This window comes from Amycolatopsis sp. AA4 (assembly GCF_002796545.1).
Classification (GTDB): domain Bacteria; phylum Actinomycetota; class Actinomycetes; order Mycobacteriales; family Pseudonocardiaceae; genus Amycolatopsis.
On sequence record NZ_CP024894.1, the window covers coordinates 5,241,899 to 5,268,871 of the forward strand.

At 69.8% G+C, this 26,973-nt stretch carries 25 protein-coding genes; 12 read left to right on the top strand and 13 right to left on the bottom strand.

The features are described 5' to 3' along the window. Positions 1-424: 424 nt before the first annotated feature. Complete coding sequence (locus tag CU254_RS24295; protein WP_037714664.1) at positions 425-985, bottom strand: NADPH-dependent FMN reductase; 561 nt, start codon at positions 983-985, stop codon at positions 425-427. Positions 986-1,079: 94 nt separating this feature from the next. On the opposite strand from CU254_RS24295, the gene soxR reads away from it, so the two are divergent. Then, a complete protein-coding gene (gene soxR, locus CU254_RS24300; RefSeq protein ID WP_009080280.1) occupies positions 1,080-1,547 on the top strand; it encodes a redox-sensitive transcriptional activator SoxR in 468 nt (155 codons plus the stop codon). Between the two features lie 375 nt (positions 1,548-1,922). On the opposite strand, the gene CU254_RS24305 is transcribed toward soxR, so the two are convergent. Further along, positions 1,923-2,429, bottom strand: a complete 507-nt coding sequence (locus CU254_RS24305) for a DUF664 domain-containing protein (protein ID WP_009080283.1) — start codon at positions 2,427-2,429, stop codon at positions 1,923-1,925. Between the two features lie 249 nt (positions 2,430-2,678). Between CU254_RS24305 and CU254_RS43190 the strand changes: the two genes are divergently transcribed. Further along, positions 2,679-2,828, top strand: a complete 150-nt coding sequence (locus tag CU254_RS43190) for a hypothetical protein (protein ID WP_158688075.1) — start codon at positions 2,679-2,681, stop codon at positions 2,826-2,828. Positions 2,829-2,870: 42 nt separating this feature from the next. Here CU254_RS43190 and CU254_RS24310 read toward each other — a convergent pair whose 3' ends face one another. Next, positions 2,871-3,314, bottom strand: coding sequence for a DUF6314 family protein (locus CU254_RS24310; protein ID WP_199785966.1), 444 nt, complete (start codon positions 3,312-3,314; stop codon positions 2,871-2,873). 242 nt (positions 3,315-3,556) lie between these two features. Here CU254_RS24310 and recQ point away from each other — a divergent pair, with 242 nt between their 5' ends. From recQ to CU254_RS24320, 3 genes are all read left to right on the top strand, one after another. Continuing rightward, entirely contained in the window at positions 3,557-5,401 is a 1,845-nt protein-coding gene (gene recQ / locus CU254_RS24315; RefSeq protein WP_037714669.1) for a DNA helicase RecQ, read from the top strand. A 228-nt stretch (positions 5,402-5,629) separates the two neighbouring features. Then, the gene (locus tag CU254_RS44685) at positions 5,630-5,920 is read left to right on the top strand and encodes a serine hydrolase domain-containing protein (RefSeq protein ID WP_199785968.1); all 291 of its coding nucleotides are present in this window, start codon (positions 5,630-5,632) and stop codon (positions 5,918-5,920) included. Between the two features lie 11 nt (positions 5,921-5,931). Further along, entirely contained in the window at positions 5,932-6,921 is a 990-nt protein-coding gene (locus CU254_RS24320) for a serine hydrolase (RefSeq protein WP_255409888.1), read from the top strand. 51 nt (positions 6,922-6,972) lie between these two features. Here CU254_RS24320 and CU254_RS24325 read toward each other — a convergent pair whose 3' ends face one another. Further along, positions 6,973-7,176 carry an antitoxin gene (locus CU254_RS24325; RefSeq protein ID WP_009080295.1) on the bottom strand — a complete coding sequence of 68 codons (204 nt, stop codon included), beginning with the start codon at positions 7,174-7,176 and terminating at the stop codon, positions 6,973-6,975. Positions 7,177-7,296: 120 nt separating this feature from the next. Between CU254_RS24325 and add the strand changes: the two genes are divergently transcribed. After that, positions 7,297-8,280 (top strand): adenosine deaminase, encoded by a 984-nt coding sequence (gene add, locus CU254_RS24330; protein WP_037714671.1) that lies wholly within the window; start codon positions 7,297-7,299, stop codon positions 8,278-8,280. On the opposite strand, the gene CU254_RS24335 is transcribed toward add, so the two are convergent. Both CU254_RS24335 and CU254_RS24340 read right to left on the bottom strand, forming a co-directional pair. Next, on the bottom strand, positions 8,258-9,631 hold the full coding sequence (locus CU254_RS24335) for a VWA domain-containing protein (protein ID WP_009080298.1): 1,374 nt from the start codon (positions 9,629-9,631) through the stop codon (positions 8,258-8,260). The two genes, add and CU254_RS24335, sit on opposite strands and share 23 nt — an antisense overlap. Then, on the bottom strand, positions 9,628-10,509 hold the full coding sequence (locus CU254_RS24340; RefSeq protein ID WP_009080300.1) for a MoxR family ATPase: 882 nt from the start codon (positions 10,507-10,509) through the stop codon (positions 9,628-9,630). Before CU254_RS24340 ends, CU254_RS24335 begins: the two co-directional genes overlap by 4 nt. A 341-nt stretch (positions 10,510-10,850) precedes the next feature. On the opposite strand from CU254_RS24340, the gene mgrA reads away from it, so the two are divergent. Beyond that, positions 10,851-11,879, top strand: coding sequence for an L-glyceraldehyde 3-phosphate reductase (gene mgrA / locus CU254_RS24345; protein ID WP_009080305.1), 1,029 nt, complete (start codon positions 10,851-10,853; stop codon positions 11,877-11,879). A gap of 23 nt (positions 11,880-11,902) precedes the next feature. On the opposite strand, the gene CU254_RS24350 is transcribed toward mgrA, so the two are convergent. Both CU254_RS24350 and CU254_RS24355 read right to left on the bottom strand, forming a co-directional pair. After that, entirely contained in the window at positions 11,903-12,508 is a 606-nt protein-coding gene (locus CU254_RS24350; RefSeq protein WP_234392739.1) for an NUDIX hydrolase, read from the bottom strand. Continuing rightward, positions 12,463-12,987, bottom strand: coding sequence for a PadR family transcriptional regulator (locus CU254_RS24355; RefSeq protein ID WP_009080309.1), 525 nt, complete (start codon positions 12,985-12,987; stop codon positions 12,463-12,465). Before CU254_RS24355 ends, CU254_RS24350 begins: the two co-directional genes overlap by 46 nt. 84 nt (positions 12,988-13,071) lie before the next feature. Between CU254_RS24355 and CU254_RS24360 the strand changes: the two genes are divergently transcribed. The 5 genes from CU254_RS24360 (at position 13,072) to CU254_RS24380 (ending at position 19,917) form a co-directional block, all read left to right on the top strand. Further along, positions 13,072-13,632: a hypothetical protein gene (locus tag CU254_RS24360; protein WP_009080311.1), complete on the top strand. Its 561-nt coding sequence runs from the start codon at positions 13,072-13,074 to the stop codon at positions 13,630-13,632. Between the two features lie 4 nt (positions 13,633-13,636). Beyond that, positions 13,637-14,941: a carotenoid oxygenase family protein gene (locus tag CU254_RS24365; RefSeq protein ID WP_009080313.1), complete on the top strand. Its 1,305-nt coding sequence runs from the start codon at positions 13,637-13,639 to the stop codon at positions 14,939-14,941. A 229-nt stretch (positions 14,942-15,170) separates the two neighbouring features. Further along, positions 15,171-16,328 carry an ROK family protein gene (locus CU254_RS24370; RefSeq protein ID WP_369871183.1) on the top strand — a complete coding sequence of 386 codons (1,158 nt, stop codon included), beginning with the start codon at positions 15,171-15,173 and terminating at the stop codon, positions 16,326-16,328. Between the two features lie 491 nt (positions 16,329-16,819). Beyond that, a complete protein-coding gene (locus CU254_RS24375; protein WP_009080318.1) occupies positions 16,820-17,551 on the top strand; it encodes an HAD family phosphatase in 732 nt (243 codons plus the stop codon). Then, positions 17,548-19,917: a glycoside hydrolase family 65 protein gene (locus tag CU254_RS24380; protein WP_009080321.1), complete on the top strand. Its 2,370-nt coding sequence runs from the start codon at positions 17,548-17,550 to the stop codon at positions 19,915-19,917. Before CU254_RS24375 ends, CU254_RS24380 begins: the two co-directional genes overlap by 4 nt. A gap of 39 nt (positions 19,918-19,956) precedes the next feature. Here CU254_RS24380 and CU254_RS24385 read toward each other — a convergent pair whose 3' ends face one another. The 5 genes from CU254_RS24385 to CU254_RS44310 all read right to left on the bottom strand — a co-directional run bounded on the left by CU254_RS24385 (position 19,957) and on the right by CU254_RS44310 (position 26,958). Continuing rightward, complete coding sequence (locus CU254_RS24385) at positions 19,957-20,160, bottom strand: hypothetical protein (protein ID WP_009080323.1); 204 nt, start codon at positions 20,158-20,160, stop codon at positions 19,957-19,959. 41 nt (positions 20,161-20,201) lie between these two features. Beyond that, positions 20,202-21,164, bottom strand: coding sequence for a Ppx/GppA phosphatase family protein (locus tag CU254_RS24390; RefSeq protein WP_009080325.1), 963 nt, complete (start codon positions 21,162-21,164; stop codon positions 20,202-20,204). Between the two features lie 158 nt (positions 21,165-21,322). After that, a complete protein-coding gene (locus tag CU254_RS24395; RefSeq protein WP_009080327.1) occupies positions 21,323-22,363 on the bottom strand; it encodes an LLM class F420-dependent oxidoreductase in 1,041 nt (346 codons plus the stop codon). Between the two features lie 84 nt (positions 22,364-22,447). Continuing rightward, positions 22,448-23,647, bottom strand: a complete 1,200-nt coding sequence (fahA, locus tag CU254_RS44305; protein WP_009080329.1) for a fumarylacetoacetase — start codon at positions 23,645-23,647, stop codon at positions 22,448-22,450. After that, a complete protein-coding gene (locus tag CU254_RS44310; RefSeq protein ID WP_009080331.1) occupies positions 23,644-26,958 on the bottom strand; it encodes a DUF885 family protein in 3,315 nt (1,104 codons plus the stop codon). The genes fahA and CU254_RS44310 overlap by 4 nt, the downstream gene beginning before the upstream one ends. Between the last annotated feature and the right edge of the window lie 15 nt (positions 26,959-26,973).

Consider the following 26,973-nt stretch of genomic DNA (forward strand, 5'->3'; position numbering starts at 1 on the left):
TGCCCGGCTTAGCGATCCCCGCAGCTACCCAACACCCGGTTTGGCGATCTCCTCCGCTTGCCGGTGCCCGGCTTGGCGTAGGCATCCGCACCGTTAGCCAGGGGCCAGACCAGCCCCGGGTGCCCGGCTGTGGACGGCAGCATCGGCTCGACGGATGCCCGAGCCGATGCTGCCCCACAACGAAACGCCGGGCCGGGCATGGTTCATCGGCAGGGCCCTGCCTTCACCGCAACACCCGAATCCCTGCCTCCCGCAGGGTCGGTCCTGCTCGCCCCACCACAGCCCTGACGGACAAGCCCGCACCAACCGGCCCCCTGCAACGCCCGGGCTCTCCTGCTGGGCCGGTCCTCCCCGCCGCCTGACAGCCATGCCCAACCGTGCCTCGAACGCCCGGCCCCCTGCGGCGGGTTCGGCCCCGCGACAGTTACGCCGGATAAGCCCGCACCGACCGGGCCTCCTGCAGAGCGCGGGCCCACCATTCGAGCTGGTCGAGCAACGCCTTCGCCGCGGTCTCCGCTTCCGGGTCGACCGGCTCGCCGTCCTCCCCGAAGCGGCCGTACACCCCGTGGAAGCTGACGGTTTCGCGGATGGTGACCGCGTGCAGTTCCGCGAAGACCGGCCGGAGGTGTTCGACCGCGCGCAGTCCGCCGGAAATCCCGCCGTAGGACACGAAAGCGACCGGCTTCGCGTGCCATTCGCCGCGGAACCAGTCGAGGACGTTCTTGAGCGCGGCCGGGTAGCTGTGGTTGTACTCCGGCGTGACCACGACGAACGCGTCGGCCGCCTCGAGCCGGGCGGCGACGGGTGCGGCCCCCTCGCCGTTCATCGTGAGGGGCAGCGAGATCTCGGCGACGTCGAGGACGTCGATCTCGAATCCGCCGTGCCGGTCGGCCTGGCGGGCGAACCAGCGCACGACCGTCGGGGCGAACCGCCCTTCCCTGGCGCTGCCGACGAGCACAGCAAGCCGGACGGGAGCTTTCGACACGTTATTCTCCTTTTCCCCGGGGCGGAACAGGTTTCCGCCTCCGGAGAGGAGTCTCGAACTTCAAGCTCCCTTTAAGTCAAGCTATGCTGAGCGCATGGCGAAAACGGAGCTGCCCGAACTGACCGTGGGCGAACTCTCCCTCCGCAGCGGCGTACCGGCGTCGGCCCTGCGGTTCTACGAGGACGAGGACCTGATCCGCAGCAGGCGCACCGCGGGCAACCAGCGCCGCTACCGCCGCGACACCCTGCGGAGGGTCACGTTCATCCGCATGTCGCAGCGCGTCGGCATGCCGCTGGCGCAGATCCGCGAGGTGCTGGCCCTCCTGCCGGACGACCGCACCCCGACCCGCGCCGACTGGACCCGCATCTCGTCCTGCTGGCGCTCCGACCTGGACCAGCGCATCCGCCAGCTGGAACAGCTCCGGGACCAGCTGAACGACTGCATCGGCTGCGGCTGCATGTCCCTGGCCAAATGCCGCCTGGCCAACCCGAACGACCAACTGGGCCAAGACGGCCCCGGCCCGCGACGGCTGCCGGACCACCGGGGAACGGGCTACGAGTGAGGCCGGTCGCGTTGCCCGCGCCTCCAGGCCGGTTCTCGCCGCGCGGAGACCGGGCGCTGCCGGGCGTCGACGGTCAGCCGCACTCAGCCTGACTCCCCCGTCTCGCCTCGGCTGAGTGCGCGGCAAGCTGCCAGAGCGCCAGCACCACCGACAAGCCAACGCACCCGGCCTGCTCTTCACGCGCCCCGGCACAGCAACGAGCAACCAGAACGCCAGCGTTTCCGCCCGCAACCCACCGCGCGCGCCGCCAATAGGCACCGCACATGGACTAACGACGGCAACCCACGGCGCCATCCGGCCGCTGTCCGCAGCTGACTGTCGCGTTCCGGGCAGGATCGGTCACTCGCCAGGGTGCGGCAGTCGTTCCGGCTAGGTTCAGTCCAGCAGCAACCCCCTCACGTAGGCGGCCTGTCCCGCGTGCTGGAGGTCGTCGGACAGCACGCTGACCAGCCGGACTCCCAGCGTCACCGGCGGGTTCCAGGCTTTGTCGACCACGCGGTCCAGCGCCGCCTCGTCGAGGGTGGCCACCCAGGACACCGTGTGCTCGTGCACGGCGTCGTAGTAGCCGGTGAGCAGATCCGGCGACTGCGGCTGCACCTTGGCCACGTCCTCGCTGCTGTGCCCGTAGCCGATGTCGCCGGCCGGGAACGGCAGGTCGAATTTCTCGCGCCAGTCCTGTGCCGTCCAGAGCTGGTCGGTGCCCGCTACGTCCGCGACATGGTCGTCTTGCACCCTCGCCAAATGCCAGACCAGCCAGCCGATCGAGTTGGCGTCCGGGCCGGGGCGCGCCGCCAGTTGCTCCGCGGTCAGCCCGTCTACTGCCTGGTGCACCACTTCCCGCACCCGGCCGAATCCGTCTGCGAGCAGATCGGCCACATTCATCTCGCGCTCCTCTTCCGTCGTCGTGCGCTTGCCTCGATCATGCCTGGAAGATCCGGCTCTGCCCAGCACTGTGACTCGAGCGGCGCGAGGGGTCCATTCGCACCGGTCAAACCGGCTCCGCACGGGAAAATCCGTTGACTACCAAGGGTGACTGCGACTGTCCACTTCGGATCGAGCAGCGCTGACGGCCGTCGGGTAGAATCCGGCGCGAGAGCGATCTACCCGCCGACGGCGCGAACGGAGGACCTTGTGGCGATCACCGCGCCCCGCGTCCTGCCCGGCTTCGACAACATCGCCGGCATCGCGATTCCCGCGTGGGCGGGCATGGTGATCACCGCTGCCTGCGCGGTTTCGGCGATAGTGGTCCTGCTGGTGATCGTGCGCAATCGGCGCAAGTAGTCACGCCGGTATCCGCCGGATTCCGCGCGCGGCAGTGCGGAATCAGGAAGACCGCTTGTCGACCCGGGTGAACCGGCTGGTGATCACGTGATCCTTGGCCGGACCGGTCACCACCCATTCCTGTTCCCACCGGCGATGGTCGAGCACGCGGTACGCGCCTCGGTACCAGTCGGCCGCGCACGGATGATCGGCCGTCCACTCCCCGGTCGCCAGGTCGAGATCGTGGAAGAACCCGCCGTGGTCGAAGTGCACGGCGGCGCGCGAGCCGCCGGCGGGCCGGTAATGCAGCGTCCGGACGAACGGTCCGCGATGCGCTCCGAGCTGCAGTTCTCCCGATTCGTGGTAGACGAGCACGCCGTCGTCCGAGGTGAACGTCGCGCGGCCGCTCGCCTCGCCCATCGCCGCCCCGTCGACGTCGACGATTTCGCGCGCGAGCTGCCATTCGCCGGAGAAGTACCCGGTCAGGTCATTGATCGGAAAACCCACGGATCCCATTGTGCGCCTCCGGACCCGACGCGAACGGCACTGGGACCGCCATACCGACACCGTCTGTCACGAGGGTGGCATGAAGGGTCCCGTCATCCCCGAGACCACCAGGAGCCATGCCGTTCACCCTCTGCGACCAGGGCCGCCGCAGCGGCCGAAAACGGCCGGTGCGATGGGGACTTTCGCGCCGTGCGCGGCGGGGCAGGCTCGCCCGGACGGTCCGCCGCCCTAGAATCGGCCGCGTGGCGCACCCCGACCTGGCCGAGCAGGCCACCCGCTCCCCCGCTCTCGAAACCCTGCAGCGCGTCTTCGGCTACGACGCGTTCCGCGGCGACCAGGCGGAGATCGTCGAGCACGTGATCTCCGGCGGCGACGCGCTGGTGCTCATGCCCACCGGCGGCGGGAAATCGCTGTGCTACCAGATCCCGGCGCTGGTGCGGCCGGGCGTCGGCGTGGTGATCTCGCCGCTCATCGCGCTGATGCAGGACCAGGTCGACGCGCTGCGCAACGTCGGCGTGCGCGCCGGATTCCTCAACTCCACGCAGGATTTCGCGCAGCGGCAGGAGGTCGAGGCGGCCTTCGTCGCGGGCGAACTGGACCTGCTCTACCTCGCGCCCGAACGGCTGTCGGTCGAATCCACCGTGCGGCTGCTCGACCGCGGCAAGATCGCCCTGTTCGCGATCGACGAGGCGCACTGCGTCTCCCAGTGGGGCCACGATTTCCGGCCCGACTACCTGATGCTGTCCTCGCTGCACGAACGCTGGCCGGACGTGCCCCGGATCGCGCTCACGGCCACCGCGACCGAGGCCACGCACAAGGAAATCTCGCAGCGGCTCGGCCTGGACGAGGCGAAGCATTTCGTCGCGAGCTTCGACCGGCCGAACATCCAGTACCGGATCGTGCCGAAGAACTCGCCGCAGAAGCAGCTGCTCGAACTCCTGCGCACCGAGCACCAGGGCGACGCCGGAATCGTCTACTGCCTGTCGCGCGCGTCGGTGGAGAAAACGGCGGATTTCCTGGTGCAGAACGGAATTCCGGCGCTGCCCTATCACGCCGGGCTCGACAAGGGGACCCGCGCGGCGAACCAGTCGAGGTTCCTGCGCGAGGAGGGGCTCGTCGTGGTCGCCACGATCGCGTTCGGCATGGGCATCGACAAGCCCGACGTGCGGTTTGTCGCACACCTGGACCTGCCGAAGTCCGTGGAAGGCTATTACCAGGAAACCGGCCGAGCGGGCCGCGATGGCCTGCCGTCGACCGCCTGGCTCGCGTACGGGCTGCAAGACGTGGTGCAGCAACGCAAAATGATCGACAACTCCGAAGGCGACGAGCGGCATCGCCGCCTGCAGGCCCAGCACCTGCACGCGATGCTGGCGCTGTGCGAGACGGTCGACTGCCGGCGGACGCAGATCCTCGCGTACTTCGGCCAATCCGGGCAGCCGTGCGGGAACTGCGACACCTGCCTGAACCCGCCGGAGAGCTGGGACGGCACCATCGCCGCACAGAAGCTGCTGTCCACAGTGGTCCGTCTGCGCAACGAACGGCGGCAGAAATTCGGCGCCGGCCAGATCATCGACATCCTGCTGGGCAAGACGACGCCGAAGGTCACCCAGTTCCAGCACGACACGCTGAAGGTCTTCGGCATCGGCACCGAACTGCGCGAACAAGAGTGGCGCGCGGTGGTGCGGCAGCTGCTGGCGCGCAACCTGCTTGCGGTGGAAGGGGATTACGGGTCGCTGGTGCTGACCGAAGGTTCGGCGGCGGTGCTGAACGGGTCCCTGGAAGTACAGCTGCGCCGCGAACCCGAGCGCCCGGCGCGTGCCCCGCGAACGTCCCGCCGCACGCCGGCCGCTCCGATCGACATGCCCGCGGAAGCGGAACCGTTGTTCGAGCGCCTGCGCGCTTGGCGGGCGGCTACGGCGAAGGAACAGGGTGTCCCGGCGTACGTGATCTTCCACGACGCCACGCTGCGCCAGATCGCCGCGATGAGGCCGACGACGCTCGACGTGCTGGGCACGGTGAGCGGCGTCGGCGAGAGCAAGCTGGCCAAATACGGGGAGAGCGTGCTCGCGACACTGGCCGAGGAGTGAGGACAGGTGCCGCTTGAACTAATCGTCGCACCAGCGATCGGCTAGGGACACGTCGCATAGCCGCGTGCCCTCATCACGCTGCCTGGTGCCCTCGGAGGCATCGGGAGAACCGGCCGCTACGAGGGCTTGCCAGCCCAACTGGTCGTGCTTTCTGCCCGGCATAACTCCGGCTCGACCAACCGCGTCTCCGCCTCATCGCAGCACTCGCTGAGGCAGTAGGTTGCGGGGATGGGGTGGGGCCCGAGCGAGCTCATCGCGAAGTACGACGTACCGGGCGCGCAGGTCGCGGTACTGGCTGGCGACGAGATCCTGGACGAGGCCGCAGGCGTCTTGAGCCTCCGCACGCGAGTCGAGACCACGACCGACTCGGTCTTCAAGATCGGTTCGATCACCAAGATCTGGACGGCCACGCTGATCCAGCAGCTGGTCTGCGACGACCTGCTGGATCTCGACCGTCCCGTCCGCGACTACCTGCCCGGTTTCCGCGGCTGGGCGACCCGGCCGCCGCCGACTCCCTGACCGCCCGCCACCTGCTCACCCACACTGGCGGCCTCGACAGCAATCACTTCGTCGACACCGGCCGCGACGACGACGCGATCGAGAAGTTCGTCGCCACCCTCGCCGACGCGGGTCATCTCTTTCCCCCGGGCAAGGTTTTCTCCTACTCCAACAGCGGATATGCGGTCCTCGGCAGACTGGTGGAAGTCCTGCGCGGCAAGACCTTCCACGACGCGCTCCGCGAACGGCTGGCGACCCCGCTGGGGCTTTCGACCGTCGCCGTCGACCCCTACGAAGCGATCCTGCACCGCGCCGCGGTCGGCCATGTCGAAGCCGAAGGAGGACTCGCGCCGACGAAGAGCTGGGCAGTCCGCTATTTCTCCACGCCCAGCGGCTCGCATCTCGCGATGAGCGCCCGCGACCTTCTGGAATTCGTCCGGCTGCACCTCACCGACCACACGCTCGCGGAACTGCGCGAACCCCAGCTCGAATCCGTCCCGGACTTCGGCGGCGGAGTCCTCGGCTGGGGGCTCGGCTGGATGCTGTACCAGGACGGCGTCGCAGGACACACCGGCGTCTCCAAAGGCCAGAAGGCTTTTCTGCGTGTCGTCCCCTCAGCCGGCGTGGCGATGGCCGTGCTGACCAACAGCGCGAACGCCGAACCGCTGGCCCACGAACTCTTCAGCACAGTGCTCCGGGACCTCGCCGGCGTCGAGACGGCACCGCTTCCGGTGCCGCCGGCGAACCCCGCTCCCCTCGACGCGGACCGGATGTGCGGCACTTACCGCACCACCTTGCACGACATCGCACTGACCGTCGAAAACAACCGAGCGTTCCTCACCTACCACCCACGCGGCGAGACCGCCGGAAAACGCGTCGAGGTCGTCCGCCTGAACGACCGCGCGATCATCACCGTCGAACCGACGTTCACCGGCCATCAGGTCCTGTCGCTGATCGGCTCCGACGGGCACGGCCGCGCCCGCTTCCTGCACAACGGCGCCGCCGCGTACCGGGTCAGCTGATCTGCCCGGGACCTGGGACCGCGAATTCGGTCGTGCGATCCAGGCGCAGGCTCACTCAGCCGCCCGGGCGCGAGTCGTGTCCGAGACCTTCCGGACAGCTCCCGCGATCTGCGAGTGATACCGACCGTTCGTCTTCTCGTCCACGAAGCGCGCTGCCTTGCCCACAGCCTCGTTCACCTTTTCCGGGTTCTTCCGCACATACGACACCGCGCCCGCGGCGCCCGCCAGCATGGTGAGTTTCTTCATCAAAGCCATCGCACACAGTCCCTTCCCCTGCGGAAACCTCCGTCACCTACCCCAACGCCGGGTGCCCGCCCCGGGTTCCCGCCGAAACTTGGGTGACAGGAGGTGCCCGCGGCAGGCATCATCCGACGCGTGCGCGATCTTTCGGCCCTTCCCAAGGTGCATCTCCACGTCCACCTCGAGAGCACCATCCGTCCTGGCACGCTCAAGGAGCTCGCGGACGTCCACGGGGTCCATGTGCCGGACAAGCCCGCGGCGTTCGACGGGTTTCGGGCGTTCGCCGATCGCAACAGTCTCACGCGGTCGTGTTTGCGCGAAGCCGGGGATTTCGAGCGGATCGCGCGCGAGTTCTGCGCGGACGAAGCCGCTCAAGGGACGAGGTACGTCGAGGTCACCTTCACCGCTGCCTCGCACGGGGAACGGGTCGGTGACCTCGAACTTCCGCTCCACGCGGTCCTCAAAGGACTGTCGGAGGGCGGGAAAGCGCACGGGCTGCACTGGAAGCTCATCCTTGACCACTCACGGCGGAGGTCGGTCGAGCGAGCGATGAAGACCTTGGAACTGGCTCAGCGGCACGAAGAGGTCATCGCGATCGGGATGGCCGGCGAGGAAAGGCACTCGCTGGCTCCGTTCCGGGAGGTGCTCGTCCGGGCGCGCGAGGCGGGGCTGCATCTCGTGCACCACGCGGGCGAGGACGCCGGGCCGGACAGCGTCCGTGAGGCGATCGAAATCGGGGGCGCGGAGCGGATCGGCCACGGGATCCGCATCCTGCAGGACCCGGCGTTGACCGAACAGGTGGCGGAAAGCGGGCTCGCGCTTGAGGTGTGCCCGGCGTCGAACGTCGCGCTCGGGCTGGTTCCGACGCTCCCGGAGCACCCGCTCCCCCGGCTGGTCGAGGCGGGGCTCAAGGTCACGCTCAACACTGATGTCCCGGACGTCACCGGCACCACGATCACCGACGAATTCACTCGGGCGAGGGAAGTTTTCGGTTACGCCGACGCGCAACTAGCCCAGCTGGCCGGCAACGCGGTGGAGGCATCGTTCGCTCCGGAGGAGACCAAAGCGGTGCTGCGCAAGGAGATCGACAGCTGGCTCACGTCGGCAGCAGGCGCGTGACGAGCACGCCCAGCTGCTGCGCGTTCCGGCATTCGTGCATCTCCACCAGCTCCGCGTAGTCGGGCGCGGCCGAATCGCCGGTCCCCCACAGCGCCCGGCGTTCGGGGTTCAGCCAGTGGACGTGCCGGGCGCGGGACCGGATCGCGCGGACGGCGTCGAGGTTCGGGTCGCCGCCGTTCGTGCGGGCGTCGCCGAGGATGAGGACGGACGTGCGCGGGCCGACGGCGTCCAGCCAGTGCGAAGTGAATTGTCCTAGCGCGCGGCCGTAATCGCTGTGTCCGTCCCAGCGGACGACCGCGGCTTCGCTGAGCATCCGTGCGCCCAGCTGTTCGGGATCGGCGGCGCCAGTGTCCACGAGGTGCGTCACCTCGTCGGTGCTGTCGACGAAACCGAAAACGCGGATTTTGCTGAACTGGTCCCGCAAAGCTTGCACCAGCAGCATGGTGAAGTTCGCGAAACCCGCCACCGAACCGGAAAGATCGCACAGGAGGATGATTTCCGGGCGGCCGGGGCGCCGGTGCCGGTAGGCTGGCCGCAAGGGCACGCCGCCAGTGGAAAGTGAACGACGCAGCGTTCGGCGCAAGTCGATCTGGCCGCGTGTGGTGCGTTTGCGGCGCGCGGCGAGTCTGGTGGCGAGTTTCCGCGACAGCGGCTGGATCGTGCGCCGAAGCTCGGCCAATTGCGTGCGGCTGGCCAGAAGGAAGTCGACGCGGTCGGCGGCGGGGGCGATGGCGTGTTTGGCGATCCGTTCGCGGCCGCGCAGTTCGGCGGCTCGGCGGCGCGCTTCGGTCCGCACCCGGCCGCGGAAACCTTCGACGCGGCGGCGGATTTCGTCGCGGGTGAGCCGGTCGGTGAACTCGTCGGAGGCGCCGGAGCCGCGCACCGCGGCGAGCACCTGCGCGATGAGCGTCTGCGGCTGCAGCCGGTCCAGCGTTTGGTGCGCGGAGTATCCGCCGCCGGGGCCGGTTCCGACGCCGTACTGGCCCAGCAGGTCCACGGCGAGTCCGGCGAGCTGGTCGAGCGCCTGGTCGTCGCCTTCGGCCAAGGCGGCGGCGAGGGCTTCGCGCAGTTCCTCGCGGTCCCGCGGCGGGTTCTCGCGCGCCAGTTCCGGCGCGCCGACGCCGGCCGGGAAGTACAGGTCGAACGCGGCGTCGAACACCGTCCGCTGCCCGCCCCGGCGGACCAGCGCGGCGGCGAGCCCTTCGCGGACCAGCTCGCGGTCGTCCAGGCCGAGCACTTCCAGCGCGGCCGCCGCGTCGGCCGTCTCGCCCGGACCGGCCGGGATGCCTTGCGCCCGCAAGGCCCGCACGAACTCGGCGAGCCGTCCGGTCAGGCCCGGCGCGGCGGTCACGACGCGTCCAGCACCTGGTCGAGACGCAGTCCGGCCCCGGCCTTCGCGATGTCGTCCTGGTGCTTCAGCACGACGCCGAGGCTTTCGCGCACCACCCGCTCGTCGAGCGCGCCCGCGCCCAGCTCCAGCAGCGTGCGCGCCCAGTCGACGGTCTCCGCCACCGACGGCAGTTTCCGCAGGTCCATCGCCCGCAGCGCGGCGATCACCCGCACCACCGAATCCGCCAGCGCGGCCTCGATGCCGGGCACCTTCAGCCGGACGATCTCGCGTTCCAGGTCCTCGTCCGGGAAATCGATGTGCAGGAACAGGCACCGCCGCCGCAGCGCCTCGGACAGCTCGCGCGTCGCGTTCGACGTCAGCACCACGAACGGCTGCTGCGTCGCGGTGATCGTGCCGAGTTCGGGCACGGTCACCTGGAAATCGCCGAGCACCTCCAGCAGCAGGCCCTCGATCTCGACGTCGGCCTTGTCCGTCTCGTCGATCAGCAGCACGGTCGGCTCGGTGCCGGAAATCGCGGTGAGCAGCGGGCGGCGCAGCAGGAACTCCTCGCCGAAAATGTCGGTGCGCGCCTCGTCCCACGTCTCGTCGCGGCCCGCGGTGATCCGCAGCAGCTGCTTCGCGTGGTTCCACTCGTACAGCGCGCGGGCCTCGTCGATGCCCTCGTAGCACTGCAGCCGCACCAGCCGCGAGCCGGTGACCTCGGCGACCGCCGTGGCCAGCGCGGTCTTGCCGACCCCGGCCGGACCCTCGACGAGCAGCGGCTTCCCCAGCCGGTCGGCGAGGAACACCGTGGTCGCGACCGCGGTCGACGCGAGGTACCCGGCCTCGGCCAGCTGCGCCGACACGTCGTCGACGGACGAGAAAAACCCGGTGCCCACGTGGCCTCCTAAGCGATCGCTCACCTGCACTGTACTGGGCGGTCGCCGCGAAAGGCGGCCCGACGGCCAGACATCGGATCTAAGCAGGTTCACAACCCGGACGCACCGGTGAAAACCCCCGATTCCTCCGATGTATGCCGAGCACCGGAGAGGTCGTCACGGCAGGCTCGGAATGGCCTGGTCCACCAATCGTTTCGCGACCGGGCAGGACCCTTCGTTGCCCGCTGATCGATCGAGGTACCAGATGTGCACCGCCGCGGGATGCCGCGCGCAAAACCGGCTTTTCCCCGCCGGCCAGGAGGTCGCCACCCGTGCCGCGCCGCGCGGGCTAGCATCGCGGCGTGACTTACGCTGCCGCTGACGCCCGTTACGATTCGATGCCCTACCGCCGCTGCGGGCGCAGCGGCCTGAAGCTGCCCGCGATCTCGCTCGGGCTCTGGCACAACTTCGGGAACGACCGCCCGCTCACCGTCCAGCGCGACATCGTCCGGCGCGCCTTCGACCTCGGCATCACGCATTTCGACCTGGCCAACAACTACGGCCCGCCCTACGGCAGCGCCGAGGAGAACTTCGGCAGGCTGCTGGCGAGCGACCTCAAGCCGTACCGCGACGAGCTCGTCGTCTCGACCAAGGCGGGCTACGACATGTGGCCCGGGCCGTACGGCGAATGGGGTTCGCGGAAGTACCTGCTGGCGAGCCTCGACCAGTCGCTCGGCCGGATGGGGCTCGACTACGTCGACATCTTCTACTCGCACCGGTTCGACCCGGAGACGCCGCTGGAGGAGACCGTCGGCGCGCTCGACCGCGCGGTCCGGTCCGGCAAGGCGTTGTACGTCGGGATCTCGTCCTACAACTCCGCGCGGACCGCGGAAGCCGCGCAGCTGCTGCGCGAACTGGGCACGCCGCTGCTGATCCACCAGCCGTCGTACTCGATGTTCAACCGCTGGACCGAGGCCGACGACCTGCTCGGGACACTGGAGCAGGTCGGCGCGGGCTGCATCGCGTTCTCGCCGCTGGCGCAGGGATTGCTGACGGACAAGTACCTCGCCGGGGTGCCCTCGGATTCGCGCGCGGCGCAAGGGAAATCGCTGAACCCGGACACGATCACCGAGGAGAAGCTCGGCAAGATCCGGGCGCTGGGCGAGATCGCGGCGCGACGGGGGCAGACACTGGCGCAGCTGGCGCTGGCGTGGGCGCTGCGGGATCCGCGGATGACGTCGCTGGTGATCGGGGCCAGCAGCGTGAAGCAGCTGGAAGACAACGTGGCCGCGCTGGACAACCTGTCGTTCACCGCGGAGGAGCTGGCCGAAATCGACCAGCACGCCACCGAAGAAGGCATCAACATCTGGAAGCGGTCTTCGGACGGCTGACTCGGCACGGCCGGAGGCGAGGACTACCCGAGCCTCCGGCCGAACTCGCCGTAGACCGTCTCGCCGGCCGAAACCGCTTGGTGCGCCAGGGCGATTCGCCGCGCTTTGGACGGCCGCAATTGCGATTGCGCGCTCTCGAGGGCAAGGAACTCGAACCGGCTCAGCTCGTCCGAGGCCAAGCGGATGGCCCCGATCTGGTCGCGGCTCAGCACCCCGCCGTCGAAGACGAACTGCACGCTGTCCCGCCAAACGCCGTGTGTCGGCAGCCAATCGACCACGAGCAGGCGTCCCACCGTGACGTCGATGCCGAGTTCTTCGCGGACCTCTCGACGGCACGCCGCCAGCGGTGATTCGTCGTCTTCGACCAAGCCGCCCGGGATTTCCAGGAACGGCTTGTAGGTCGGGCAGACGAACAGGATCCGGCCGGATTCGTCGCGGGCCAGCACTCCCGCCGCCGTGTTCTTGCGCGGAAACCGGGCCGCGATGCCGGGATTGAACTCGGCCTCCGGCTCGCCCTCGTCCCGGAGATCGCGCGCGAACCCCGCTTCGTCGCCGCAGTGGCGGGCTTGACGGTCAGTCATGATCAGCCGCGGGCCGCGCGGATCGTCTCCGCCGCCCACGCCGCCCATTCGCGTTCCATCGCCGCGTACCGCTTGCCCCATTCCAGCGCGAGGCGGCCGTACAGCGACGGATCGCTGTCGTCCCAGTCGATCGACGCCTCCAAGGCCGCCAGTTCCTCGCCCAGCCCCTCGGCGAAAGCGCCGTGCCGGGACAGGAATCCCCGCGCCTCCTCCGGGCTGACCTCACCCAGGAAGTACACCCGCAGCAGCATCTCGTTGCGCCGGGCTTGCGGCGGCCGCTCCTCCAGCAGCCACTTGCGCAGTTCCGCGCGCCCGGCGTCGGTGATCGCGTACTCCTTGCGGCCCCGCGGGCCCGCCGCGGAGACCTCGATCAAGTCCGCGCCCTCCAGCTTGCCCAGCTCTCCGTACAGCTGGCTCTGCGTGGCCGTCCAGACGCTCGCCATCGCCGTTTCGAAGCGTTTCAGCAGGTCGTAGCCGCTTCCGGGGGCGCCGGCGAGCAACCCGAGCACCGCGTGTCGCAAGGTCATGCGCCCAGCCTACCTTCCACTATTGACATGTGCACGCCGGACGTTCTAGCTTTGACATGTCACAACAGGAACATGGGGGTACCGATGAACTACCTGAAGAGTTTCCTTCCGTGGATCGCCTTCGCGGTCGTCTCCACGCAGGCCGACTGGCGGTGGTCCGGGCTGACCGGGCTGGTGCTCGCGGGCGGGCTGCTCCTGCTCGAACGCCGGCGCGGCAAGGGCTGGGACACGTTGTTCATCGAGGTCTCCGCGGTCGTGTTCTTCGCGGCGCTTTCGGTCTGGTCCTTCAGCGACCCCGCCTCGCCGCTCCGGAACTACGTCGGCGCGCTCACCGATCTGTGGCTGGCGGTCACGGCCTGGGGTTCGATCGCCGCGAAACGGCCGTTCACGCTGGGCATCGCGAAAACCATGGTCCCGGCGGAAATCGCGGCGACAGCGGTGTTCCGCCGGGTCAACGTCGTCATCACCGCGGTGTGGGCGGCCAGCTTCACGATCGCCGGAATCGCCGAAGCCGTGCTGCTGCATTACGCGCCGCACGACACCATCGGCTTGGTCATCATCAAGGTGCTCGGTTTCGCGATCCCGATCGCGTTCACCATTCGCTATCCGCGCATCGTCCGGGCCCGCGCCCAGAAGGCCGCGTGATTCCATGGCCACCACCGATTTCCACCTCCAAGGCCATTACGCCCCGGTCCACGACGAACTCACCGCTTTCGACCTGCCGGTCACCGGCGCGCTGCCGCCGGAACTCAACGGCTGGTACCTGCGCAACGGGCCGAACCCGCGCCAGGACAGCGCGCATTGGTTCACCGGCGACGGAATGGTGCACGGCGTACGGCTCGAAAACGGCCGTGCCGCTTGGTATCGCAACCGCTGGGTGCGCACCGAGAGCTTCGATCTTCCGAATTCGCCGCTCTACAACGCCGACGGAACCCGCAATCTCCGGTGGAGCGTCGCCAATACGCACGTCGTCAACCACGCGGGCCGCACGCTCGCACTCGTGGAATCCTCGCTGCCGTACGAAATCACCACAGAGCTCGACACCGTCGGCGTCTACGATTTCGACGGCAAGCTCGCCGACGCGATGACCGCGCATCCCAAAATCTGCCCGGAGACCGGCGAACTGCATTTCTTCGGCTACGGCAGCCTCACCGCCCCGCACGTGAGCTACTACCGCGCCGACGCGGCCGGGAACCTGGTGCGGCAGCAGCCGATCGACGTGCCCGGGCTCACGATGATGCACGATTTCGCGCTCACCCGGCAGCAGGTGGTGTTCTTCGACCTGCCGGTGGTGTTCGACCACGGTTCCGACGGCGGAATCCCGTACCGTTGGAGCGACACGTACGGCGCGCGCCTCGGGCTGCTCAGCCGCGACCAGCCGGAAAACGGCGTGCGCTGGTTCGAGATCGACCCGTGTTACGTCTTCCACACCCTCAACGCGCACGACACCGCCGACGGCCGGATCGTGATGCACGTCGTGCGGTACGAACATCTCTCCAAGCCGGGCGTCCCGGATCCGCAGGGCGTGCTGTGGCGGTGGACGATCGATCCGCGAACGGGCACGGTCACCGAGGATCTGCTCGACGACCGAGACGGCGAGTTCCCCCGCATCGACGACCGGCTCGCCGGGCTCGACGCCCGTTTCGGCCACGTCACCGGACGGCACGGCCCGGAGGGCCCGCACCTGCTGCGCCGCTACGACCTGCACACGGATACCTCACGCGAGCACCTGTTCCCGAAAGGACACCTCCCGGGCGAAGCGGTTTTCGTTCCGGCGGACGACCGTCCGGACGGCGCGGGCTGGCTGCTGGCGTATGTCTACGACGGACCGAACGACCGCAGCGATCTGGTGGTGCTCGACGCGCAGGACCTCGAAGCGGATCCGGTCGCGATTGTCCATCTGCCCGGCCGCGTGCCCGCCGGGTTCCACGGCAACTGGCTGCCCGACGCCTGATCGGGTCGACTAGCGGACGGCAAACTCTGCGTGCCCTCCCCGGGTTCCGCCCGCCGAGCCCGTATCGTCGGGCCAAGACCTCCCGCCTGCCCGCGCGAGCCGGAAGAAAAGAAACTTTCCTGCCAAAGCGGGGCGAATCCGGTTACCGTGGCAGGACGGAAGTCCGAACGGGAAGGAAACTCAGCAGGTGGCAGGGTCGGGTACACCTCCGGTCGGCACCCCGGCCGGGATGCGCATGATCAACCAGCGGGCGGTGCTCGATCTCCTGCGCCGCGGCGGGCCCGCGACGCGGCCGCAGGTGGCGAAGGACACCGGGCTGTCGAAGCCGACGGTGAGCCAGGCGCTGCTGGCGCTGGAGGCCGCCGGGCTCGCCCGCGCGACCGGGCACACGTCCACCGGAACCGGCCGTTCGGCGGTGCTCTACGAGGCGGACCCCACCGCCGGGTACGTGCTGGGCCTGGACATCGGCCGCGAACACATCCGGGTCGCGGTCGCCGATCTGGGCCGCACCACAGTCGCCCGGCGAGACGTGCGCAACACAGCCCGCTCCGGCAGCGCGCTGATCTCCGCGCTGGGCAAGCTGGCGACGGACATCGTCGCCGAGGCGGGCCTGACAAACGACGACATCGTGGTCCGCGTGCTGGGCTCCCCCGGCGTCGCGGATCCGGTGAAACGCTGTTTCCGGCACGCGCCGAACCTGCCCGGCTGGGGCCGCCCCGGCCTGCTCGACGACCTGGAACAGGTCCTCGGTCCGGAACTGGTCGTGGAAAACGACGCGAACCTCACCGCGGTCGGCGAATGGGAAAGCGGCGCCGCCCGCGGAGCGTCGGTAGTCGGCTGCATCACGATCGGCACCGGCGTCGGCATGGGACTCATGGTCGACGGCCGAGTCTTCCGCGGCGCCACCGGCGCAGCAGGCGAAATCGGCTACCTGCCCTACGGCCGCACCCGGGTCGGCGACGAGCCCAGCGAGCCCCCCGCACGCGGCCACCTGGAAGAGGCGACCGCCGCCCAGTCGGTAGTCCGCGGCGCCCGCGAACTGGGCCTGGGCACAGCCCGATCCGCCCGCGAAGTCTTCCGCCTGGCCCGCGAGGGTGACGAGTTGGCTCAGCGCGCAGTATCCGCGGAAGCAGACCGCCTCGCCTACACAGTCGCCTCGGTAGCCGCAGTAATCGACCCAGAACTCATCGTCCTGGGCGGCGGCGTAGGAACGGCAGCCGACCTGCTCCTGGAACCGATCGACCGAGCCCTCCGCGCCTTCACCCCGCTGACCACAACGGTGGTACAAGGCGAACTAGGCGACGACGGCGTCCTGACAGGCGCCATCAGCGTCGGCCTACGCGCAGCAGAACGCCTGGTCTTCGACCGCCGAGTAGGCGCCGCCTAACATTCCGTGAGGGGAACCCTGAGGGACTCTGAGTCCCTCAGGGTTCCCCTCACGACACTCCCGCCCCGCCACCTCCGCGCCCCAACGCCACATTGGGTGCGTCCCACGCACCGAACGCCACATTGGGTGCGTCCCACGCACCGAACGCCACATTGGGTGCGTCACATGCACCCAATGTGGCATTGGGGCGCTAACCGCACACCGCGCCCCAACAACAACCACCCACTCAAGCCGCGAAAAAACCGCCGCCGCCACACCCAACCCCCCGGGGGCACCCACCCCTCCCCCAACCCCGATACAAAGCCGCCCTGCGGTTCGGGGGTGCTTGTCAAGGCATCTTTCCCGCCTTGACAAGCACCCCCGAACCGTCAGCACAATGAAAATTCGGGGTGCCCCACGCAACAACCCAATAGCAACGTCGCCCGCCAGGGCGACGAGCCGACCCCGCCCAACACCCCGCAAACCTCCCCCACGCCCGGTACCTTGCAGGAATGATCGGACTCCCCGACACCATCACCGCCTGCCTCTTCGACCTGGACGGCGTACTGACCGGGACGGCCGTGCTCCACCGCGAGGCGTGGAAACGGACGTTCGACGAATACCTGCGCACCCGCGACACCCCCGCCTTCCGGGAATTCACCGACTCCGACTACGCCGCCTACGTAGACGGCCGCCCCCGAGCCGACGGAGTCCGGGAATTCCTGCGCTCCCGCGGAATCGAACTCCCCGAAGGCACCCCGGACGACCCGGTCGACGCACCCACCGTCAACGGCATCGGCAACCGCAAAAACGAACTGGTCCTCAAAATCATCGACGAACGCGGCGTAAACCCCTACCCGGGCTCCGTCCGCTACCTCGAAGCCGCCAAGCAAGCGGGCCTGCGGATCGCCGTAGTCACCTCCTCGGCGAACGGCGCGAAGGTGCTCGACGCAGCCGACCTGTCCCGCTTCGTGGAAGCCCGCGTAGACGGCCTGGTCATCCGCCGCGACCGCCTGAAAGGCAAGCCCGCGCCCGATTCCTTCCTCGCCGGAGCCAAGGCGCTCGGCGTGGACCCGAAACAGGCCGCGGTGTTCGAAGACGCACAATCCGGCGTCCAAGCAGGAAAAGCCGGCGGTTTCGGGTACGTCGTGGGCGTGAACCGCGAAAACCAGGCGGCCGCCCTGCGCGAGCACGGCGCCGACGTCGTGGTGGACGACCTCGCCGACCTGCTGGAGGACAAGTGACGGAACTCGGTTACGAATGCGCGCCGTGGGAGCTGCGCTGGCGCGGCCTCGACGTGGATGCGTTGCAGCGCACCGAATCCGCCTTCGCGGTGTCGAACGGCCACATCGGACTGCGCGGCACCCTCGAGGAAGGCGAACCGCGCGGGCTGCCCGGCACGTACCTCAACGGCTTCTACGAGCAGCACGAACTCCCTTACGCCGAAGGCGGTTACGGCTATCCGGAGGAAGGCCAGACCGTCGTCAACGTGACCGACGGCAAGATCATCCGGCTGCTGGTCGAGGACGAGCCGCTGGACATGCGCTACGGCATCGCGACCGCGCACGACCGCGTGCTCGACTTCCGCCGCGGCACGCTGCGCCGCGTCACCGAATGGTCCTCCCCCACCGGCAGGCGGGTGCGGGTGACCACCGAACGGCTGGTGTCCTTCACCCAGCGCGCGGTCGCCGCGATCCGCTACGAGGTCGAACCGCTCGACGAGGACCTGCAGCTCGTCGTCCAGTCCGACCTGCTGGCCAACGAACCGGTCGAGTCCGACACGCACGACCCGCGCGTCGCCGCCGCGCTCGACGCGCCGCTGGTCGGCGAGTTCTGCCACGCCGCGGGCTACCAGGCCGTGCTGGTGCACCAGACCCGGATGTCCGGGCTGCGCGTCGCCGCCGCGATGGACCACAAAATCGAGGTCGACGACGGCCTGCGCACCCGCATCCACGCCGAGGAAGACCTCGCCCGGCTCACCGCCGCGGTCGACGTGCCCAAGGGCGGACGGCTGCGGGTCACCAAATTCCTCGCCTACGGCTGGTCCGCGCAACGGTCCGCCCCGGCGCTGCGCGCGCAGGTCGAGGCCGCGCTCGCGGGCGCCCGGCAGACCGGCTGGAAGGGCCTGGCCGCCGAACAACGCCAGTTCCTGGACGACTTCTGGGCCACTTCGGACATCGAAATCGACGGCGACCCGGAACTCCAGCAGGCCGTCCGGTTCGCGCTCTTCCACCTGCTGCAGGCCGGGGCCCGCGGCGAAACCCGCGCCATCGCCGGGAAAGGCCTCACCGGGCCCGGCTACGACGGGCACGCCTTCTGGGACACGGAAACCTTCGTCCTGCCGGTGCTGACCTACACGATGCCGGACGCCGCCCGCGACGCACTCGGCTGGCGGCACTCCACAATAGACAAAGCCAAGGAACGCGCGACCCAGCTCGGCCTGCGCGGCGCGGCTTTCCCGTGGCGGTCGATCAACGGAGCCGAATGCTCCGCGTACTGGCCGGCCGGCACCGCGGCGTTCCACGTCAGCGCGGACATCGCCGACGCCGTCGTGCGCTACGTGAACGCCACCCAGGACGAGCATTTCGAGCGCACCTGCGGCGCGGAACTCCTGCTGGAAACCGCGCGGCTGTGGGCCTCTCTCGGACATTACGACCACCACGGGCACTTCCGCATCGACGGCGTCACCGGACCCGACGAGTACTCCGCGGTGGCGGACAACAACGTCTACACGAACCTGATGGCGCGCAAGAACTTGCTCGCCGCGGCCGACGTGTGCCAGCGGCATCCGGACATCGCCGCGCAGTTCGAAGTGGACACTCCCGAGATCGATTCCTGGCGGGCCGCGGCGGAAGCGATGGCGCTGCCGTACGACCAGGAACTCGGCGTGCACCCGCAGTCGGAAGGCTTCCTGCAGCACGACGAGTGGGATTTCGCCGCCACCGACGAGGATTTCTACCCGCTGCTGCTGAACTACCCGTACTTCGACCTGTACCGCAAGCAGGTCGTCAAGCAGGCGGACCTCGTGCTCGCCCTGCATCTCTGCGGCGATTCGTTCAGCCCCGAGGAAAAAGCCCGCGACTTCGCCTACTACGAAGCACGGACGGTCCGCGATTCCTCGCTGTCCGCGGGCACGCAGGCCGTCATCGCGGCCGAGGTCGGACATCTTCAGCTGGCCTACGACTACCTCGCCGAAGCCGCGCTGACCGACCTGCACGACGTGCACAACAACGTCCGCAACGGCCTGCACATGGCGTCGCTGGCCGGTGCCTGGCAGGCCGCCGTGTGCGGATTCGGCGGCTTCCGCGACCACGGCGGCCAGCTGTCGTTCGCCCCCCGGCTGCCGGAGGAACTGGACGGGCTCACCTTCCGCCTCGCCTTCCGCGAAACGCGGTTCCAGGTGTCCATCGCGCACGACGCGGCGACCTACCGGGTGCTCAACGGGCCGCCGCTGGACCTGATCCACCACGGCGAGCGGTTCACCGTGACCGAGGAGCCGGTGGAGCTGCCGATCCCGAAGCTGGACTCGGGACCCGCGCCGGTCCAGCCGATCGGCCGCGCGCCGGCGCGCCGCGACGCGTCGAAGGTGCGGCAGTTCGACCATTCCTGATTCGGGAGCGGCGATGCCGGGGAACACCGGCATCGCCGCTCACGACGGCGTTTCGTCCGTGCCCGGCACCCGCGGCACCTCGTCCGTCCGCGCGGGGCTCAGGTCCGGCCCCGGCGCGTTCGCCACCTCGCCGGGCAGCTCGTCCGGGTCGGGCAGCTCGCGTTTCCGGCGCGCGGGGAACGGCGTTTCCTCGTCGTCGTCCTCGGACCGGTCACGAGGGCGGAAGTCGCTGCGCGGGGTCATGGTTCCGGGATACCCGGTTTACCGCCCCGGCACCAGGGAGTTCACGCGGCCGGACGCGAGCGCTGCTTCCCGGTCGCGTCCGTGAGCTGGTCCAGCAGCGTCAGCAGCAGCCCGTCGCGGGTCGACCACGGGCAGATCGTCATCTTCCCGCCCGCGACCGTCAGCAGGGCCTCCGCGACGACCGCGCCGCCGAGCGCCTGCTGCGCCCGCTGCCGCGAAATCCCGGGCAGCTGCGCCCGCCGCGCGAACGGCATCGCCGACAGCCGCGGAATCCACGCGCGCACGTCGTCCAGGTGCAGCTCGCGGGCCCGGCCCGGACGGTCTCCGGCCAGCCGGGCCAGCTGCCGCAGCACCTTCGAACAGCCGACCACCCGGTGTTCGGCCAGTTCGTCCTTCACGTCGCCCAAAGCGGCGGAGACTTCCTCCAGCACGTGGTCACGCAGCGCACGCACTTGCTTGCTGCGCACCGGCGGTTCGGCGGGCAGCCAGTCGCGCGTGACCGACCGGGCGCCCAGCGGCAGCGACCGGGCGAAAGTGGCCTGTTCGCCCGCTCCGGCGGACAGTTCGACCGTGCCGCCGCCGATGTCGAGCGCCAGCAGCGGCCCGCCGGACGCGCCGTACCAGCGGCGCGCGCCGACGTAGGTCAGCTCCGCCTCCCGGCGACCGGACAGGAAGCGCAGCTCCACCCCGGTTTCCCGGGCGACCTCGCGCACCGCTTCCTTCGAGTTCACCGCGTCCCGAATGGACGACGTGGCCAGCGGAAACACGTCCTTGACACCGTGTTCGCGGGCGAATTCCATCCCGTTCGCGACGGCCTTCGCGATGGCCGCGATGCCGCACTTGCTGAGCCGTCCGTCGTCGTCGAGTTCGCGGTCGAGCCGCAGCCGGGTCTGGTGCGTCAGCGCCGGGTCGATCGGGGATCCGCCGGGTTCGAGCACGACGAGCCGGGCGCTGAACGATCCGACGTCCAGCACCGCAGCAGCGGGTCCATCGATTGTGCGCACAGTCCGGCCTACCTCGCTTTCGCCCCGCCCGGATTCCCCGTTGAACCCGTTCTTACTCCCGAATTCGCGCCCCGCGCGGAGAGTTGACGGCATTTCGACGGCGGCATCGACCCCGAGTGCGGTTTCTTCACACTCCGGTGGCCCGCATCATACCGGACCTATCCGAGCAGCTCCTTCAGCTTGGCGACGGCGGCAACCCGGGCCTCGCGCCCGGGCTGCAGCGGGTTGACCGCCAGGGTCGTCGCCCCGGCCTCCTCGAACGCGGCCAGCCGCTCCTTGACGTACCCGGCCGGACCGACCAGCGACGTGGCGCGCAGCAGCTCCGTCGGGACCGCCGCGGCGGCTTCTTCCTTCTTGCCGTCGAGGTAGAGGTCCTGGATCTTGTTGGCCTCTGCCTCGTAGCCGTAGTTGCACGCGAGCGTGTTGTAGAAGTTCTTGCCGCGCGCGCCCATCCCGCCGATGTACAGCGCGAACACCGGGCGCACCCAGTCGAGCAGGTGGTCGACGTCGTCGCCGATGGCCAGCGGCGGCGCGGCGAACACGTCCAGCTCGCCCAGCTCCGGGTCGCGCTTGGCCTTGCCCTCGGCCAGCGAAGCGCCCCAGACGTCGGCGGCCTTCTCCGGGTGGAAGAAGATCGGCTGCCACCCCTCGGCGACCTCGGCGGCGAGCGCGACGTTCTTCGGCCCGAGCGCGGCGAGCACGACCGGGATCCGCTCGCGCACCGGGTGGTTGATCAGCTTGAGCGGCTTGCCGAGCCCGGTGCCCTGGTCCGCGGGAAGCGGGATCGTGTAGTGCTTGCCGTCGTGCACGACGCGCTCGCGCTTCCACACCTGGCGGCAGATCTCGATGATCTCGCGGGTGCGGCCGATCGGCGCGTCGTACTTCACGCCGTGGAAACCCTCGATGACCTGCGGGCCGGACGCGCCCAGGCCGAGGGTGAACCGGCCGTCGGACACGAAGTCCAGGCCGGCCGCGGTCATCGCGGTGAGGCTCGGGGTGCGGGTGTAGATCTGGAAGATGCCCGACATCAGGCCGACGCGCTCGGTCTTCGCGGCGAGGTAGCCGAGCTGGCTCACCGCGTCGAAGCTGTAGGCCTCAGGGACGAACACGATGTCGAGCCCGACCCGTTCCAGCTCCACGATGTCGGCGACGCTTTCGGCGAACCCGCCCGAGTAGCTGACGCCGGTGCCGATCCTCATCGATCCCTCATTCCCGTGCCGGTCGACTGTGACTAAGCGTTTGCTCATTATGCGTCCGCCCGGGTGACGGCGCTACGGCGTGGGTCACACCACAGCGGCCGCCACCGTCCCGCGCACCTCGCCGAACCCGATCCGCGCACCGCCCGGACCAGGCGCGGAGGCGCTGATCACGACCTCGTCGCCGTCCTCCAGGAACGCGCGAGTCTCCTCCCCGACCGCGAGCGGTTCGCGGCCGCCCCAGCTCAGCTCCAGCAGCGAGCCGCGCTGGTCCTTAGCCGGACCGGTGACCGTGCCGGACGCGTACAGGTCGCCGGTGCGCAGGCTCGCGCCGTTCACCGTGAGGTGAGCTAGCTGCTGCGCGCCCGTCCAGTACTGCGTGGCGAACGGCGGGCTGGACACGAGGTGCCCGTTGATCCGGATTTCCAGCGTGAGGTCGAGACTCCACGATTCGGCCGCGCGCAGGTACTCGAACGGCTGCGGGTCCTGCGCGGGCTGCGGCACGCGGGCGTGCTCCAGCGCGGCGAGCGGGACCAGCCACGGCGACACGGACGTGGCGAACGATTTGCCGAGGAACGGCCCGAGCGGCTGCGATTCCCAGCCCTGCAGGTCGCGGGCGGACCAGTCGTTGACCAGGCAGACGCCGAAGACGTGCCGGGGGAACTCGTCGATCGGCACCGGGGCGCCCAGCTGCGATCCCACGCCGACGACAAAACCGACCTCGGCCTCGAAGTCGAGCCGTTTGGCCGCGCCGAACGACGGTTCGCTCGCCTTGCGCGGTTTCCGCTGCCCCGCCGGACGAACCACGGGCGTGCCGGACGCGACGACCGTGCCCGCCCGGCCGTGGTAGCCGATCGGCAGGTATTTCCAGTTCGCCGGCACCAGATCGTCGCCGCCGGTGAAGATCCGACTGGCATTGAGCGCGTGCTGCTCGCTGGAGTAGAAGTCGACGTAGTCGGCTACCTCCACCGGCAGATGGCTCGTGATTTCGGTGCGGGGCACCAGATGCGGCCGGATCCGGTCGGCGTGGCGCGGTTCGGCGAGCCATTCGCGGACCCGCGCCCGCACGTCGGCCCAGGTGTCCGGGCCGGCGGCGAGCAGCGGGTTCAGCACGCCCGCGCCGAGCAGGCGGCCGAAGGACTCCCCCTCGGCCGCCGCGGTCAGGTCGAGCACCTGGTCTCCGACCGCGACCCCGGCCCGCCGGGTCCGCTCGCCGTGCGAGAAGACGCCGTAGGGCAGGTTGTCGAGGCCGAAGAGGGTGTCCGGCGGAAGATCGAGCCAGGTCACGCGGACACCTCGGCGATCCACGCGCCGACGACGGTGTCCAATGCGGACAGCGGGAGAATTCCGTTGCCCAGGATGACGTCGTGGAACGCGCGGATGTCGAACCGGTCGCCCAGCGCCTGCTCGGCCTCGGCGCGGACGCGCTGGATTTCCAGCCGCCCCACCAGGTAGCTCAGCGCCTGGCCCGGATTCGCGACGTACCGGTCGATCTCCGCCTCGATCTCCATCTTCGCCATCGGCGTGTTCTCGACCAGGTAGTCGACCGCCTGCTGCCGGGTCCAGCCCAGCGCGTGCAGCCCGGTGTCGACCACGAGCCGGCCGGCCCGCATGGAGTCCTGGGCGAGCATGCCGAAGCGGGCGATGTCGTCGGAGTACAGGCCCATCTCGTCGGCGAGGCGCTCCGCGTACAGGCCCCAGCCCTCGATGTAGGCGTTGAACGGCGCGATCCGGCGCAGCAGCGGCAGATCGGCGAGTTCCTGCGCGAACGTGAGCTGGAAGTGGTGGCCGGGAACGGCTTCGTGGAACGCGATCCCCTCGCTGGTGAAGCGCGGCCGCGAACTGGCCTCGTAGGTGTTCGCGTAGTACGTGCCCGGCCGCGAACCGTCGAACGCCGCCTGCAGGTAGTAGGCGATGGTGCCGCTCGCCGCGTCCGCCTCCGGAACCGGTTCGACCGCGCACTTCGCGTCCGGAACTCGCGAGAACCATTGCGGGGCAACGGTTTCCGCGCGGGCGATGGCCGTGCGAGCGGCTTCCAGCAGCTCCTCGCCGTCGCGCCAGCGCAGCTCCGGGTCGGTGCGGAGGCGGTCGAAGATCTCCCGCAGCTCGCCGGTGCCGAACACGCGGGAGCCCAGTTCGCGGTATTCCTCGGCCAGCTTTTCGCCCATCCGCAGACCGGTTTCGTGCAGTTCCCGCGCGGTGCGGTCGGTGGTGGTGTGCGCGCGGATCAGGCCCTGGTACTTCTCCAGGCCGCCCGGCAGGTGGCTGATGCCCGGCTGGCTGTCGGTCTTCGAAACCGGCAGCACGTCCTCGGCGAGGAAGTCGCGATAGCGCCGGTACGCGGGGCGCACGACCTCGGCGAGCAGCCGGTCGCGCTCCGCCGCGAAGCCCTCGACCTCGACCGCCGGCGTGACGCGGAACGGGTCGCCGTCCTCGTTCGCGAGGTACCGCTCGACGTACTCGATCCCGATGCGCACCAGGAAGTCCGGCGGCGCGAACCCGTCCGCGACGGTCGTCCGCTGCGCCTCGATGACCGCGTCCAGATAGCCGCCGATCGCCGCGAGGCGGGCGAGGTAGTCGCGGGCCTTGTCCGCGTCGTCCGGGACCAGCGCGGGAAGGACGGTCAGGAGGTTCAGCGCGGGCGAGCTGAAGCCGTCGCTCACCGCGAAGCCGGACAGCCGGGAGTCGATCGTGTCGATCGCGCCGCGGGCGTGCGTGCGCACCACCTCGCGGGTGATGACCTCGTCCGCGGTCAGCCCGGACTGGTCGATCGCGTCCGCGCGCTCGGCGATCGCGAGGTACCTGGCCCGGTCGCGTTCGGCGGCGGCGAGGCTCGGGTCGGCGAGCTTCGTGTGGTCGCCCGGGAGCCCGAGCACGGTGCGCTCCAGCGGTTCGCGCTCGAAATCCAGCTCGACCAGCTCGTCGGCCAGCCCGGCGACGGTGTCGCCGTGGCCGGCCACCCACTCGGTGACCACGGCGTCCAGCACCGACAGCGGCAGGGAGCCGCCGGAGAGGACCGTGTCGTGGAACGCCTTGACGTCGAACCGGCTGCCGAGCCGTTGTTCGGCCTGCTTGCGCAGCCGCTCGATTTCCAGCCGCCCCACCAGGTACGCGAGCGCCTGGCCCGGGTAGCCGAGGTACCGGTCGACCTCGGACTCGATTTCGACCCGCGCCATCGGCGTGTGCTCCAGCAGGTAGTCCACCGCCTGCTGCCGCGACCAGCCCAGCGCGTGCAGGCCGGTGTCGACGACCAGCCGTCCGGCCCGCATCGACTCCATCGTCAGCATGCCGAGCAGCGACACGTCGTCGGAGTACAGGCCCATCTCGTCGGCGAGCCGTTCGGTGTAGAGACCCCAGCCCTCGGCGTACGCGGTGAAGTTGCCGATGCGGCGCAGCAGCGGCAGGTCGGAGAGGTCGAGCGCGGTGCTGAGCTGGAAGTGGTGGCCCGGGATCGCCTCGTGGAACGCGATGACCTCGGCGGTGTGCCGGAAGCGTTCGGTGGCCTGGTGGGTGTTCGCGAAGTAGACGCCCGGCCGGGACCCGTCCGCGGCGGGCGGCATGTAGTACGCCGGGGGCGCTCCGGGCGCGGAGTCCTCCGGCACCGCCTCGACGGTCCACGGGTGCTCCGGGATGCTGCCGAACCAGTTCGGCGCCTCGGCCTCGGCGCGGGAGATGGCCGTGCGGGCGGTTTCGAGGAGGTCTTCGGCGCTCGTCCAGCGGAGCTTCGGGTCGGTGCGCAGGCGCTCGAAGATCTCCGGCAGCTCGCGCGTGCCGAACACGCGCTCGCCGAGGGCCCGGTACTGCTCGACCTGGCCGGCGATCACCGCGAGGCCGGTGTCGTGCAGCTCCTGCGGGGTGCGGTTGCTGGTGGTGTGGGCGCGGGCGAGCCGGGCGTAGATCTCATCGCCGCCGGGGAGCCACGAGACGCCCGCCTTGTCGTCCGGGCGGCCGTGCGGGAGGACCTCGGCCTCGAGGAAGTCGCGGTACTCGCGGAAGCCCGGCCGGGCGACGTCGCGGAGGATCTCCTCGCGGCGGGCGGCGAACTCGTCGTCCGGGGCCGGCTGGCGCAGCAGCGGGTCGTTCTCGGGCTCGGCGAGGTAGCGGTCGAGGTGCGCGATGGCGGCCTTGACCAGGCGTTCGATCGGCAGCAGCCCGGCGGCGATGCCGTCGCGGTGCCGTTGCGCGACGGCCCGGAGGTACTCGGGGATGGCGCGGAGCCTGCCGAGATGCACGTCCGCGGTTTCGGCGGTGACGGTGACCATCGGCAGCGCGGACAGGAGCCCGGAAGCGGGGCCGACGAACAGGTCGGTGACGGTGAAGTCGACGACCCGGCTGTCCATCCGGTCGAGATTCCCGTCGACGGAGCTGAGCAGGACGTCGCGGGTGACGCGGTCGACCGCGTCGAGCCCGGCCGGGTCGATCGCCTCGGCCCGCTCCCGGATCCCGGCGAGCTTCTCGCGGAACGCCGCCTCCGCCTCGGCCGACGGATCGCCGAGCCCCGGCGCGCCCGGCCGGATGCCGAGAATGGCGGCGTCGAGCGGTTCGTGGTCGAACGACACCTCGACGAGCTCGTCGGCGAGTTCGGAAACGACGGTCATCGGCGTGGACCCCCA